Below are 13246 nucleotides of genomic sequence, written 5' to 3'. Positions count from 1 at the left end.
GTGCGGGGGCTACGTCTCGGGGGTGCCGAAGACGATGTCGTACGGGATGTCCGGCGGGGTCATGAGCCGGAGGGTCCGCTCGGCCTCGGCGGTGAGCGCGGCGCGCCGGTCGCGCGTCACGCGCCCGAAGGGCTGGACGGTGAGGGTGGTGCGGTCCTTCGCCTCGTCGAGTCTCCAGATCCCGGCGAGGAAGCCGTCGAGGAGGAAGACGCGGTGCGCCTGGTTGCCGGTCCACGTGCGGCCCCGGGCTTCCTCGGGCACGACCCGGCCGCGGTCGGCGTGCGAGAGGAGCAGGTTGTCGAACTCGGGCAGGAACCGCGGCGGGGCCGGGGTGTCCTCGTCGGGGCGGGGTGCGTCGGGCAGGTCGAAGAGTTCCGTGCCGCGTTCGCTCCGGAAGGCGAGGAGCCGGGGCCGCAGCCGCTCGAACGCCTCACCGAGCCGGGTGAGCCCGCACCAGGTCTGCATGTCCTTCACGGAGGCGGGCCCGAAGGCGCCGAGGTAGCGGAGGACCGTCTCGTCGACGTCGGCCGCCTCCCGCGCGGGGTCGTCGAACCACCGGTCGGTGGTGGTCAGCGCGACCCGGCCGCCGCGCCCCCACAGGCCGCGCGGGGTGACCTGGACCAGGGGAAGCAGGCAGCGGGCGGCGACGGAGAGGGACTGCGGGTCGGCGTCGGGCCACAGCGGGAGGAGCTCCTCGCGCAGCTCCTTGGGGGTGCGGGGCCGCTCCTCGACGAGCGCGCGGGCGGTGGTGGCGAGCCGGTCGAGGTCGACGCCGTCGAGCCCCTTGCGGGAGACGAAGACGGCGAGCTCGCGGTCGATGGCCCCGGGCTGGACGAGGCGGCGCAGGGCGACGGCGTCGCGGGCGGTGTGGGTGTGCACGGTGGAGCGCATGGTGACGATGCGGGCCACGGCGCGGGACTCCATCAGCGCGGACAGCTGCTCGGGCCGGAAGCCGTCGAGGCGGGCGGCGAGCGCGTAGTACGGAGGCTTGGTGTTCTGCGCCTGGAGGCCGAGGAGGTGCTCGACGGCCTCCGTGACGCCCATCGGGGCGGGGCGCAGGAGCAGCTGGCGGGCGAGGGTGGCGCGGTTCAGGGCGCGGGTGCCGAGGACGGGATGCGTCGTCTTGAGGGCCATGTCGGCACGCTACCCGGGCTTGCGGACAGATACGGTCCGCAAGAGGGCGAGTGGCCCGGGCGCACCACGGAACCCCGCCAGGGCGGACCGCGCCGCCGCGATTCACCCCATATATCCTTCCCACGAGACCCAGGAGGTGCACGAGATGCCCGACCGCCGCCCCCGCGCGGCGTGGCGCCGCCCCCCGGCGGAGCCGCCCGCCACGACCTCCCCGGAACCGCCGACGGAGCGGTCGAGCGTGGTGCAGGCCAGCCTGTACCGGGACGGCCGCCGGGTCTCCTCCCCCGCCACGCTCGCGGACACCTTCCGGCAGCTGCGCGAGCACCCGGACGGCATGGCGTGGATCGGCCTCCATCGCCCCACGGAGGAGGAACTCCACTCCCTGGCTGCCGAGTTCGACCTCCACGAACTCGCCGTGGAGGACGCCCTCGAAGCCCACCAGCGGCCCAAGCTGGAACGGTACGGCGACACCCTGTTCGTCGTCCTGCGGGCGGCCCGCTACCTGGACGCCCAGGAGGAGGTCGAGTTCGGCGAACTCCACCTCTTCGTGGGCCCGGACTTCCTGATCACGGTCCGCCACGGCGCCGCGCCGGACCTCTCCACGGTCCGCCACCGCATGGAGAAGGACCCGGACCTCCTGGCGCTGGGCCCGGAGGCCGTCCTGTACGCGATCCTGGACGCGGTGGTCGACGGCTACGCCCCGGTGGTGGCGGGCGTCCAGAACGACATCGACGAGATCGAGACGGAGGTCTTCGGCGGCGACCCGGCGGTCTCCCGCCGCATCTACGAACTCTCCCGCGAGATGGTCGAGTTCCAGCGCGCCACCCGCCCCCTGGTGGGCATGCTGCACGGCCTGATGGCCGGCTTCGCCAAGTACGGCACGGACGAGGAACTCCAGCGCTATCTCCGCGACGTGGCCGACCACGTCACCCACACCAGCGAACGCGTGGACGGCTTCCGCCAGGCCCTGACGGACATCCTGACGGTCAACGCGACCCTGGTCACCCAACAACAGAACGCGGAGATGCGGGCGTTGGCGGAGGCGGGCTTCGAACAGAACGAGGAGATCAAGAAGATCTCGTCGTGGGCGGCCATTCTCTTCGCACCGACGTTGGTGGGAACGATCTACGGGATGAACTTCGACAACATGCCAGAACTCCAGTGGGCAGCCGGCTACCCCTTCGCGATCCTGCTGATGGCGGTGGTCTGCGTGAGCCTGTACGTCATCTTCAAGAAGCGCGACTGGCTGTAGATCACACAGCAGCACCACTGATCAACTTAGCTCCTGCGAACACCGAGAAGTGGCCCGCAGGACCCCCTGGGGAGAATCTGGCGAGAATCCGCAGCCCACCCATACCGGGCGCTCCCCTGACCTTGGGGCCAGCCCTCCCGCACCGCCGACCACCCTCGACGGCACGCGATTGCGGAGGGTAACGACAACGGGTGGCACAGCAGATGCTGTGCCACCCGTTGTCGCGACCAGGCCTGTCCTGTCTCTCCCGACGACTACAAGCCGGGAGTCGTCCAACGACCTTGCCCGTGGGGCGTCGATGTCCGACCCCCTATCTAGCCTGTCTCCGTGAAGCCCGCCGATGACCGCCAGTTCCCCGCCGCGCTCGCCACTGCGATGGCCGTTCGCTTCGACTACGCCGACGGGAAGACCGGGGTCGACTTCGAACCCTTCCCGGCCTTCCTGTCCGCTGCCGAGACCACCGACTGGTTCCAGGCATGGACCGGGAACAGCGAACTGGACGGCAACGACTTCCGCGTGTTCGGACAAGACGGCACGGGCGGGTACGCGGCGATCTGGCTCATCCGCCCGAGCCGCCCTCTGGCTGAGCAGCCCATCGTCTTCCTCGGCTCCGAGGGCGAAACCGGTGTCGTAGCACGCGACCTGGGCGACTTCCTGTGGCTCCTGGCCGACGGCTTCGGCCCCTGGGAAGCCGCCACGTCCTACGAGCCGGACTGGAAGGCGCGCCCCAACCCGGAGTTGGCAGCCATCGCCGAAGGATTCGCACCGCACCAACGCCGGTCGGCGGCAGCCGTGATCGAGCTGGCGACCCGGGAGTTCCCCAACTACTCGAAAGCGTCCGCCGGGCCCACCCGCTGCTCGCGGACCAGCTGACGCACGACCCTGGCGACCGGGCATGGGAAGCTCGCCTGGAGTCTCTGGCGGCGTTCCCGACCGCCCACACCGCGCCGGGGTAGACCTCGTCGCGGACGCCGAACCCGGGAACCCGAGCTACAACAGACGCATGCCCCGAAGAGCTACGGAAATCGGTCCCGCCGGAGAACGGACCGCCCGCGCCATCGAGCGGCTGCGTACCTCGCGCGGATTCGCCCAGCGCGAGCTCGCTGCCCCGTGTCACCGAGCTCGGCCACCCCATGACCAACACCATGCTGTCCCGCATCGAACGCACCCGCCGGCGCTGCGACGTGGATGACCTCGTCGCCATTGCGGCTGCCCTCGGTGTCTCCCCACTCGCTCTCCTCCGACGGGGGCCTGGCCGACGACACGGCGGAGGCACCCGAGGACCCAGGTACGGACGATCTGGCCAACACGCTCCGCAAGGTAGAAGACAACGAAGTAGACGACGAAACCGACGACAGCACGGAAGGCTCGGCATGACTGCGCAGTCCCCACTCGGCATCCTCGACGCCAACACCCTGGAGGAGCTCGCGCGCGTCATCTGCGGCGACGACCACCTCTACTACCGCAAAGGTTTCGAGATCGCGCGCTTCCTGGAACACGCTGGCTGGCAGCGGGTGCCGGAGTACAACGGCGAGTACAGGATGGAGTGGACGCTCGCCCGGCTCAGCGAACGCCGAGAAGAGCCCACCGAGCTGGAACGGGTCCTGCTTCGCCTGGCCGACCCTCGCGAATACCTTGACGAGCCGGACCAGCTACCTGCTGTCGTCTCCGCGGTCAACGCCTTCCTGGTCTACGAGGGAGCACGCCTGGAGAATCCTGGTGGCCGCCCCCGTCTCGTCGCCTGCGACCCCTCCCTTGCCCACCCGGGTAGCCGGGGCCCTGCCGAACTCAGCACAGCCATGACCGATCTCATCAGTGACCGGAAGATGGCCGCCCTGCTCCAACACCGCTTGGACGAGGCACGAACCTGCTACGCCAATGGCGCTCACGTCGCCGCCATCATCATGCTCGGCAGCCTGCTGGAAGGCGTCATGGTCCATGTGGTGCGCGAACGCGACGCCTCACGACTCGGCAGTACGTCAGCGGATAGGGTCACCCTGGACACTTTGATCAAGACCTGCCACGACGCAGGATGGATCGGTGCCGACGTAGAGCGCTTCTGTCACGAGCTGCGCAAGTACCGCAACTTCGTCCATCCGCGCGCAGAGATCCGCGAGGCCCACACCCCGGATCGCGACACGCTGGACATGTGCTGGCCCGTGGTCAGCGCAGTCCTGAACGACCTCGCCGCCTCCCAGCCGAAGACGGCCACGCCAAAGCCAACCGCCGCGCCTGTCCGACCCGTGCCCCGGCCATCGCCAGCGCGACCAGCACGCCGGCCCTGACACCAGGGCGCGGTTGGTTCGACCACCGCCCTGCGCTCAAGAGCAGGGCGCAGCGGCCGAACCAACGCCTTGCCCGGCGGCTCATCGAAGTCCATCCAGGAAATCGGCTCCGGTGGCCTGTACGTCGCGATCGTGGACGCCCCGATTCCGGGCAGCGGTTACACCGTCAGCTGGGAAGCCACCGAGAGCTTGCCGACCCAGGACGTCGGCAAGCTCGTCGATGGCAGCGGGCTTGGTGGGGTCGAAGTCCGCTTCTTCCTCGTGCAGCAGCACGTCACCTCCTCCAAGACCTACGACTGGGATCACCTGGCGCTGCTCTGACAGGAGTACCTCGCCTACGAGGGCTGGATTCCGTGGCGACTCCATCCGCCGCGCAAGAGGTTGCAGTGGGAGAAGGATGGCGTGGCTCGGCTCAAGGAACTCGGCGCTCCGGCGTTCCTCGGCTATGGCTACGGCGAGGGGCAGGCCAAGCTCAGCGGTGAGGTCGAGTTCGGCGCGCGCTTCGTGCTGCCGCCTTCAACCGAACTCAAGGAGGCCGCCGAGGTGCTCAGTAGGGTGGCCGTGATCGGGTCCCGGATGGCACAGCACGCGACGCAGCCGCAAGCCAAGGAGGCTGTGATCGCGCTGATCGACGGAGAATCTCATGGCAGCGGCGATGCAGGGGTGGACGGATAGATGACGGGCGACTTCGGACCGGACCGCTTGCGGCAGCTCTTCGGTGACCCGAACGAGGACGGGGTCTACCTCGTCGGCGTGGTGGAGTTCTCCGACGATGCGAGCGAGGACCAGTGGTCGTACGTCGGGAACACTCAGATGGGGACCCTGGAGTCAGTTGTCAGCAGACTCGGCTACGAGCGGCGTGACATCAGGGTCGCGGAGCCTTACGGAGAGCCCGGCCGGGGGGTGCTGCCGGACGGCACAGAGCTGGCGGTCACGTCGACCACCGTGCGAGGGAGCGCTTCCTGGCATCGGATCAGCAGGGAGCCAACGCCGGAGGAACGCCTCCGGTGGGCAGGGCATCCGGTTCCACCGCCGCTTCCGCCCGAGCCGGTGCCGGTCGGTCCCAACATGGAGACGGCGAGGCCTCGGATCGAGGAGCACCAGGGAGAGGTCTTCTACACGAAGACCGGCAAGCCCTTCACCTACCGGACCGACCGCTACACGCTGGTCATCGTCGAGAGCCGGCGCAACGTGCAGTGGCACGAGATCAGGTCAGCACTGGAGGAATGGCCGATCGGGGGGCCGTCGGAGACTCCACGATGCCCCGAACGCTCTGGGCGGTACGTCTACGGGATCGTGTCCGACGAGCGGATCCGGCGAGGGGACTGGTGACAACCTTGGCCCTGAGGCTCTGTGGCGCCTGATGCGACGCTCGCCGAACCTGCCGACTTGTCGGACGCCAAAGCTACGGTGGCGGGTGAGGTTCGGTTCCACTACCGCGACTTCCTCGTCGACCGAGCGCCGAGGAAGCCCCGAGCACTGACGAGGACGCATGGCCGAGGACCCGGAGTACGACCTGTTCAACGCACTTATTCGCATCCCCAAGGGCGAGAGTCTCGCCGACTCGCGGGAGAACGAAGGCTGGAAGCGTGGGTTCACTCCCAAGACGAGTGACAAGGGACCGAAGCACGTCGAGATTCTCCTGAAGACCGAAGCCAAGCCCAAGATCGTCTACGTCACCAAGTACGTGAAGGAGCAAGGTCCTCAGCTCACCCCCGCCCAACAGATCGTGGCTGACATCGCGGGCCAGATCACCGAAGGTCTCGTAGAAGCCACGAAGTCTGTGGTTGTCCACTTGTGGCACACCCAGGCCGTGCCGGCCCTCGCTGCCAAACGCGAAGCCTTCGTGCTGAAGCAGCAGGCCCGCAGAGCCCAGAAGAAGGCCTTGCGGGCTGGGGTCACGACGACACCTCCTGTTGCTGTCCCGGGGGTCGAGGCTGACGCGCCTTCCCAAGATGCGGCCACCGCGCCCAGCGACCCGAAGGTCACTGTGACAAGCGAGCAGTTCCAGCAGATGTTCATGACTTGGCTCGCTCGTGAGGACGCCCAACAGGCGCTCTGGAGCCTCATCGTGAATGCCGAGGTCGATGATGGCGGTGCTGCCACCCTGGCATGGCAGCAGGAACTGAAAGAGCTTTCGCCTGAACAGCGAACCGAGCGGGCCATGGAATTCCTCGCTGCCAACCCCTCGATCCTGGAGGACTTCGCTCGTCAGCTCATGGGCAGCATGGCCCTCGGGCTCGGCGAATAGATCACGCCCCGCCACAGACCTTGAGCGCACGGTCCATGGCCGGGCTTGGACTGCCCGGCGAAACAGCCGCTGGCGCAGGTCGTAGCGCGATCCGATGTCCTCCCACGGCCCCTGCTCGGAGCCGGGGGAACCGACACTCGTCGGCCGGCTCGTACGACCCCTCTACACGCGACTGGAGCTCCTCACCGACACCCTCCCAGCCGCACCTAGCCCTTCAAGGGCAGCAGCCCAGGACCCCAGGGCCTACACAAACTCCAGTTCACCGCTGCCGCCTCTGACACAGGGTGTTGCCTTCTCGCCGCAGATCCCAACCACTCGGCAGCACCACGAACTCGTCGCCACCATCGCGGACCGGTAAACGGAAGGCCCAATGTCGGACCCGCTCCGTACCCTTGGCTGAGGTACCTGAGACAGGAGGCCAACGTGGCCCGCATCAACCAGCGCGCGATCGACAAGCACCTCAAGGACATCGTCAAGGGCTATGAGCGCGCAGCCAAGCGGAACCCCATCCGGGTACCGATTCAGACCGAGGCGACTGGAACAGGAGGCACCATGCCTGGCCGCGACACCGCCGAAGGCGACCCGACCTTGGCACGGCTCCTGGTGTGGCTCGACGAGCAAGCCCAGCAGAACCCCTCTCACTACATCGACCTGACCCGGTTCGTCGAAGAACAGCAGCTGCCGGACGAGGACCCGGCCGTGCTCGCGTTCGAGCTGGAGCAGCGGGATCTGGTCACCGTCGTGCGCGGCATGGGCGAGCTTCCCCAAGTCCACCTCGCGGACGCTGGCCGCGCCGCGATCCACCGGCTGAAGAAGCTACGCCTGGACCGCGCCGCCCGCCTCCGCTACACCATGGACGCCTTCCACCGGTGGCTATTCGACACCGCCGGCGACCAGAAGCCCATTAACCCGGTGCTGTTCCTCGCCACGCCCGCCGCCTACTTCGCCGGATCTGAGATCACCGGCACCGAGCTGTTCGAGGCACTCGCCCACCTGGCACAGCACCAGTTGATCGAGCACATCGACACCGAGCCCCGCACCGTCGCCATCACACCCCAGGGCGTCAGCTGCGCCCTGACTGGAGGAAGCGTGCAGGATCACGTCAGCCAGCCCCGCCCCGGCACCACGTACAACAACTACATGCCGAACGCCAAGGGCGTCATCATCGGCGAGCAGCAGCACTTCGCCCAGAACGTCACCGAAGGCATCGACCCGACGCTGTTCGTCCAGCTTGCCGGGTACATCGGCCAGGTCAGCCCCATCCTGGGCATGCCCGATGAGGACCGCGTAGAACTGGAGCGCGTCGCCGAAGACCTCCACGCCGAGGCGACCTCGGGGAACCCTGAGCCGGGCCGCCTGCGCCAATTCGCCACCCAGCTCAGAGACAAGCTGCTGGAGGGCGCCTCGACCATGGCGGCAACGCAGGGCATCCAGATGGCTGAGCAGGCCCTCGGCGGGCTCATGCAGTAGCTCGTCCAGCAACACTACGGGCCCCGGGGTACCAGCCCCCGGGGCCGCTTGATCTTCAGCGGCTGGTGTGCGCCGGGTCGGCGGCCTGAGCTTCGGCGAATGTGCCGTAGTCGGTCGATCGGCCGAGCAGGGTGAAGTCCATATCGCCGGCAGTAAACCGGCTAGTGAAGTAGTGCCCGGTCGCGGCCTTGGGTTGGAGGCCGGTGACCGCGATCCGGCAGGCCCCTTCGTGCCGCGGGCTTCGAGGCTGGTGTTCCACGCGGGGCGTGTTGTCGTACAGGAACCCGATCTCGGCGGTTCCCGAGTTCTCGGGGGAGCCGATGGTGGCGTTGCTCGACCGCGAGGTGCTCTCCTTCGTGCGGAGCGTGGCGTGCAGGCTCCAAAAGGTCTGCTCGATGGTCATGTACGTGGTGATCGGGCCCCGGTTCCCTCCCTCCGGTATGTGGCTCTCCGGGCTCGGGACAAGCACGACCCGCCAAGTGCCCGTGACCCAGGCACGGCCGGTGAAGCGGTGGACCACGGGCCAGCGCCAGGCCCACTTGTCGAAGACGACGGTGCCGTAGCCCACGAGGGCCGGGATGTACGCGAAGAGGTACCGGAACTCGGACGGGTACAGGCCCAGGACGAGCAGGACGACGGTGTAGAGGGTGGCGGCGATGGTGGCGCCGGTGCGGATGGTGGTCGCGGTGTTCATCGTCAGCCTTCGTAGTTGAGGTAGTGCCACGCGCCCTCGACCAGCTCGCGGGCGTCCTTCTCCGTCCACTTCTGACCCTCGCCGAACACCTTCTTGATCCCGTTCGGCTCCACCATGCGCTGGGAGCTGAACCAGGCCCCCGTGAGCTGCCGGTAGACCTCCCGCAGACTCTCGCGGACCACAGCGTCCAGGCTGCCGTCGAGACCCAAGACGTCGTCCGGGACGTTGTAGATCAGGCACTCGGAGAAGTACGACGGCAGGGCCGTGATCACGCCGTCGGAGGCGAGGGCGTTTTCCACGTTCTTCAGCACCCGCACCACGAACTTGTACCGGTACTTGGTGGCGCTGTTTTTCGCCTTGCCGTTGGCCAGCTGGAGCTCGGGCCAGTTGATGACACGCTTCCCGTTGCGCCCGTAGACGACGCTGCCCACGTACTCGCCGCCGGGCACCGTGCTGTCGTAGGCCACCCACTTGAAGCACGGCACCACGTCGATGCTGGGACGGCTGCCCACAACCTCCGGAACGTGCAAGGCGAGGTTATGGTCCGTGTCCACCGAGCCGAACTGGTTAGTGAGCGCGTCCTCGACCTCCCGGCGGAGCCTCTGCCGGGTCCACGGCCCCGCGTAACTGGCCTGCTGCCCAAACCACCAAGCCGCCAGCCCCTCCGTATGGAAGGGGTCGTTCAGTTTCACCATGATGTCGACATCGCTGTCACCGCGAACGTTGGTGTTGTTGGGGTACGAGCCCTTCGACGCCACCGTGATGTCGAGCCCCTGGAACGGCTCGTGTCGGAGCACCGCCTGTTTCACCATGCGCTCGGCGCGCTCCAGCCGGAGCTGTTCGGAAGCCCCCGGGGGGTTCTTCCATTTGTTGATCAAAGCGATCCGCTGTTCATACGTCAGCTGTCGTGCCATGAACGCCTCCAGGCTCCGGCGCGCCTGCGCCGGCCAACAGCGTACGAGCGGGCACCGACAGCGGCACACCTATGAATCCACATGGCCGCCCAAGTCAGAGGCGACCAGGGCGGGGCTTGCCACCACGGCGTAGACAGGGGGAGTGGCTCGGCATCCCAGGGCGCAGTGCCCCGACCAGGGTCAGCGAAAGGCCCCGGGCCGCCCAGCGCGCCCGGGGTTCCGCCTGCCAACGTCGCAGCGTCACCAGTCATCGGCGTTGACCACCCACGCGGCCGGCCCTCGCTATAGCGGCCCCAGTGCGGTTCCTCCATCGAGGTCGCGTGATCGTCGGACAGGACGCAGATCCGCCCCCAGCGGCCGGTGCTTGCCGGGACAGATCCCGGTGAGCCGGGCCGCGTCGCCGTCGCGCACGGCCTGGTCGTGGCGGTCCTGGAACGGCTGGAGCTGGGCGCACAGCTCCATGCCGAGCTCCGTCTCCGCCGCCTCGCCCCTCGCCCTCGCCTCCTGCCCCCGGGATCGGACAGCACGAACGAGACGACGTCCTGCGCCTCCGCGCGGTCACCAGTCACGGTCCTGCTGCTCTCCTTCGGAAGGGGCACCAGCGGGTCCGCCGCGGCGGACTGGTCCTCAGCCATGAGCCGGTAGTGGAGGATCTCCCCACCGATCAAAAGGACTTGCCCTGCGGCTCCGTCACGAGGCGCTCCCAGCCGACAGCTGAAGTGGTGGAGCTCTGCCAGCGTGCGACGGCGCCCCAGGGCAACAGCAGCCTCGCCGAGCTCCTCCAGCCCCGCTGCGCCTCTTGCCCCGCCCCGCCGCCACTCCCCTGAGTAGCCGGTCGTGAGCGACGGAGGACGGCCCCGGAACCTGCGGTGCCCTCTTGGCGAGACAGTCCCGCTGGGGGGGAATCTGGGGGGGGATGAGGCCTCGTTGGGGAGCGGGTTGGGGGGAACCGGCTGCACAAACGCGGAGCAGGGTGAAAGACTCTGAAAGGTCGATTGCTGCAGGTCAGACCGCCCGCACTACCGATTCCCGCAGGTCAGACGTGTGAGGCCGACGACTTCAAAAAGATCTCCTCGTGGGCGGCCATCCTCTTCGCGCCCACCCTGGTCGGCACGATCTACGGCATGAACTTCGACGCGATGCCGGAACTGGACTGGGCCTTCGGCTATCCGTTCGCGATCCTGCTGATGGCGGTGGTGTGCACGACCCTGTACTTCGTCTTCAAGCGGCGGGACTGGCTCTAGCCGGAGCCCGGGGCGTTGATCGACCTCACAGACGTGCGCCCTCGGGGGTGCCCCTGAGGGCGCAGTCGGCCGTCGGTCGTATGAAGCACCAGGTCATGCCCATGAGCGGGCCCCGGAACTGGTGGGACATCCACTGAACATCCCCAGCGCGGCGGTGTTGACTGCAATCGACTCCCCCCACACCCCACCGCAGGTCGGCTCCTCCTGTCGACGTGCACCGACATCGCCAAGGGGCAGGTACGTTGAAGACTTCCACACCACGCGGAGCCGGGCTCGCGCTCGGCTCGGCGGCCGCGCTCGTGGCCGGGCTGTGTCTGGCGCCGGCCGCCCAGGCCGCACCGGATCCCCGCGTCTCCTTCGGCGGGGCGACCGCTGTCCCGCTGCCCGCGGGCTCCGGGAAGGGCACCGCGCCGGCGCTGGGCGACCTGAACGGCGACAGCAAGGCCGACCTCGTCACCCCGGTCCGGGGATCGAACACCCTGGTGGCCGCGCTCGGCGACGGCAAGGGCGGCTTCGGCCCCGGTGTCTCCTTCAAGCTGGACACCGGCGTCTTCCCGACGGCGGTCGCCCTCGCGGACCTCAACGGTGACGGCCGGCTGGACGCGGTCGTCGCCGCGGCCCTGACCAAGCAGCCCACGCAGCACGGCATGGAGAGCATGGGCAGCGTCGTCGAGCTGCTCGGCGACGGCAAGGGCGGCTTCGCCCCGGCCACCTCCTACTTCGCGCCGACGCTGGTCAACCCGTCGACGAACGCCATGTTCCCCGCGGACATCACGGTCGCCGACATGAACGGTGACGCCAAGCCCGACGTGCTGACCTCCAACACCAACGGCGACAACGTCTCCGTGTGGACGAACGACGGCACCGGCGCGCTCGGCACCGCGAGCAACCACTACGTCGGCGGCGGCCGGCCCGGCAGCTACTCCGCCGGGCAGCTGCGCCCCTCCGGCCTGGCAACCGCGGATGTGAACGGCGACGGCAAGCCCGATGTGGTCACCGTGAACGCGGGCACCTCCGACATCTCCGTCCTCCTCGGAGACGGCAAGGGCCGTCTCGGCCCGGCCACCCGCTTCGCCGACGGCGTCTTCCTCGGCCGAGCCATCGCCCTCGGCGACGTGAGCGGCGACGGCAAGCCGGACGTGGCCGTCGCGCACACCGACCGGACGATCACCGTCTTCCTCGGCGACGGCGCCGGATCCTTCCGCGCCCCGGTCACCTACCCGGTCGGCGGCGGCGCTCTCGAGGGCGTGGCCATCACCGACGTCGACACGGACGGCAAGCCGGACCTGGTCACCGACAACGGCCCCGACGACCAGCCCACCGTCCTGCTCGGCGACGGCACGGGCACCTTCCGCAACGCCGGCCCGCTGTACGACGTGAAGGGCGGCGGGAACGGCTCGTACGCCGTCGGCGACCTGAACGCCGACGGTCGGCCCGACCTGGTGGCCTCCTCCACCGCCGCGGGCGTCGCGGCGCAGGTGCTGCTGAACACCTCGAAGCCGCACCGCACGGCCCAGTCGATGTCGATGCAGGTCGCCAAGGCGCCCGGAGTCCTGTCGATGGAGGTCGACCTGCCGGCCGTCGACTTCGGCACCCTGACCCCCGGCACCGTCAGCAACCCGGCCGGACTCGGCACGTTCACGTACACCGACACCCTCTCCACCACCGCCCCCTGGTCGGTGACCGTCGCCACCACCGACCTGGTCAGCGGCACGGACACCATCGGATGGAGCAACCTGAGGATCACGACCGGCGGACACCTCAACGGGACCGGCGGCCAGTGGACGGGCACCGCCAAGCCCGGCCCGGGCGGACACCTCCCCAAGGGCGACAACCCGCAGCCGGGCACCAGCCTCTCCCCGGCCGTGACGATGGCCACCGGCGACGGCGGCACCCGCGGTGTCTTCACCCACAACGGGTCGACGGCGCAGTGGAACATCCCCACGGAGACGGCCCCCGGCTCGTACAGCGGCACCCTCCAGTACACGATCACCGGCTGATC

12 protein-coding genes and 2 pseudogenes are annotated in these 13246 nt (G+C 68.7%); 11 read left to right on the top strand and 3 right to left on the bottom strand.

Translation table 11 applies throughout. From position 1 onward, the window contains the following. Window positions 1-9: 9 nt before the first annotated feature. Entirely contained in the window at window positions 10-1134 is a 1125-nt protein-coding gene (locus ABT129_RS21940; RefSeq protein ID WP_351904002.1) for a winged helix DNA-binding domain-containing protein, read from the bottom strand. Window positions 1135-1279: 145 nt separating this feature from the next. Here ABT129_RS21940 and ABT129_RS21935 point away from each other — a divergent pair, with 145 nt between their 5' ends. The 9 genes and pseudogenes from ABT129_RS21935 (at window position 1280) to ABT129_RS21895 (ending at window position 8392) form a co-directional block, all read left to right on the top strand. Beyond that, window positions 1280-2386 carry a magnesium and cobalt transport protein CorA gene (locus ABT129_RS21935; protein WP_351903999.1) on the top strand — a complete coding sequence of 369 codons (1107 nt, stop codon included), beginning with the start codon at window positions 1280-1282 and terminating at the stop codon, window positions 2384-2386. Between the two features lie 375 nt (window positions 2387-2761). Continuing rightward, a complete protein-coding gene (locus ABT129_RS21930) occupies window positions 2762-3259 on the top strand; it encodes an SMI1/KNR4 family protein (RefSeq protein ID WP_502981852.1) in 498 nt (165 codons plus the stop codon). A gap of 130 nt (window positions 3260-3389) precedes the next feature. Continuing rightward, a pseudogene (locus ABT129_RS21925) lies at window positions 3390-3627 on the top strand (helix-turn-helix domain-containing protein); the annotation flags it as partial. A gap of 132 nt (window positions 3628-3759) precedes the next feature. Further along, complete coding sequence (locus ABT129_RS21920; RefSeq protein ID WP_351904119.1) at window positions 3760-4671, top strand: DUF4145 domain-containing protein; 912 nt, start codon at window positions 3760-3762, stop codon at window positions 4669-4671. A gap of 132 nt (window positions 4672-4803) precedes the next feature. Next, window positions 4804-4992 carry a hypothetical protein gene (locus ABT129_RS21915; protein WP_351903993.1) on the top strand — a complete coding sequence of 63 codons (189 nt, stop codon included), beginning with the start codon at window positions 4804-4806 and terminating at the stop codon, window positions 4990-4992. 81 nt (window positions 4993-5073) lie between these two features. Then, a complete protein-coding gene (locus ABT129_RS21910) occupies window positions 5074-5346 on the top strand; it encodes a hypothetical protein (protein WP_351903990.1) in 273 nt (90 codons plus the stop codon). Further along, window positions 5347-6003, top strand: a complete 657-nt coding sequence (locus tag ABT129_RS21905) for a hypothetical protein (protein ID WP_351903987.1) — start codon at window positions 5347-5349, stop codon at window positions 6001-6003. A 160-nt stretch (window positions 6004-6163) separates the two neighbouring features. Further along, on the top strand, window positions 6164-6922 hold the full coding sequence (locus ABT129_RS21900; RefSeq protein ID WP_351903982.1) for a hypothetical protein: 759 nt from the start codon (window positions 6164-6166) through the stop codon (window positions 6920-6922). Window positions 6923-7345: 423 nt separating this feature from the next. Continuing rightward, a complete protein-coding gene (locus tag ABT129_RS21895) occupies window positions 7346-8392 on the top strand; it encodes a hypothetical protein (protein WP_351903975.1) in 1047 nt (348 codons plus the stop codon). A 55-nt stretch (window positions 8393-8447) separates the two neighbouring features. Here ABT129_RS21895 and ABT129_RS21890 read toward each other — a convergent pair whose 3' ends face one another. Both ABT129_RS21890 and ABT129_RS21885 read right to left on the bottom strand, forming a co-directional pair. After that, window positions 8448-9086 (bottom strand): Cap15 family cyclic dinucleotide receptor domain-containing protein, encoded by a 639-nt coding sequence (locus ABT129_RS21890; protein ID WP_351903973.1) that lies wholly within the window; start codon window positions 9084-9086, stop codon window positions 8448-8450. A 2-nt stretch (window positions 9087-9088) separates the two neighbouring features. Continuing rightward, on the bottom strand, window positions 9089-10000 hold the full coding sequence (locus ABT129_RS21885) for a nucleotidyltransferase domain-containing protein (protein ID WP_351903971.1): 912 nt from the start codon (window positions 9998-10000) through the stop codon (window positions 9089-9091). 1052 nt (window positions 10001-11052) lie between these two features. Here ABT129_RS21885 and ABT129_RS21880 point away from each other — a divergent pair. Next, window positions 11053-11244 (top strand): annotated as a pseudogene (locus ABT129_RS21880) (CorA family divalent cation transporter); the annotation flags it as partial. Window positions 11245-11486: 242 nt separating this feature from the next. Further along, the gene (locus ABT129_RS21875; protein WP_351903968.1) at window positions 11487-13244 is read left to right on the top strand and encodes an FG-GAP repeat domain-containing protein; all 1758 of its coding nucleotides are present in this window, start codon (window positions 11487-11489) and stop codon (window positions 13242-13244) included. Window positions 13245-13246 lie beyond the last annotated feature (2 nt).

This window comes from Streptomyces sp. NPDC002057 (assembly GCF_040296665.1).
Taxonomy (GTDB): domain Bacteria; phylum Actinomycetota; class Actinomycetes; order Streptomycetales; family Streptomycetaceae; genus Streptomyces.
Note: the sequence above shows the minus strand (reverse complement) of the source record. Positions and strands in the feature narration are given on the sequence as shown.

What these genes read in the sequence shown, in the direction of transcription:
- ABT129_RS21940 (WP_351904002.1), bottom strand. Translation starts at nt 1,134, where the DNA reads ATGGCCCTCAAGACGACGCATCCCGTCCTCGGCACCCGCGCCCTGAAC.
- ABT129_RS21935 (WP_351903999.1), top strand. Translation starts at nt 1,280, where the DNA reads ATGCCCGACCGCCGCCCCCGCGCGGCGTGGCGCCGCCCCCCGGCGGAG.
- ABT129_RS21930 (WP_502981852.1), top strand. Translation starts at nt 2,762, where the DNA reads ATGGCCGTTCGCTTCGACTACGCCGACGGGAAGACCGGGGTCGACTTC.
- ABT129_RS21920 (WP_351904119.1), top strand. Translation starts at nt 3,760, where the DNA reads ATGACTGCGCAGTCCCCACTCGGCATCCTCGACGCCAACACCCTGGAG.
- ABT129_RS21905 (WP_351903987.1), top strand. Translation starts at nt 5,347, where the DNA reads ATGACGGGCGACTTCGGACCGGACCGCTTGCGGCAGCTCTTCGGTGAC.
- ABT129_RS21900 (WP_351903982.1), top strand. Translation starts at nt 6,164, where the DNA reads ATGGCCGAGGACCCGGAGTACGACCTGTTCAACGCACTTATTCGCATC.
- ABT129_RS21890 (WP_351903973.1), bottom strand. Translation starts at nt 9,086, where the DNA reads ATGAACACCGCGACCACCATCCGCACCGGCGCCACCATCGCCGCCACC.
- ABT129_RS21885 (WP_351903971.1), bottom strand. Translation starts at nt 10,000, where the DNA reads ATGGCACGACAGCTGACGTATGAACAGCGGATCGCTTTGATCAACAAA.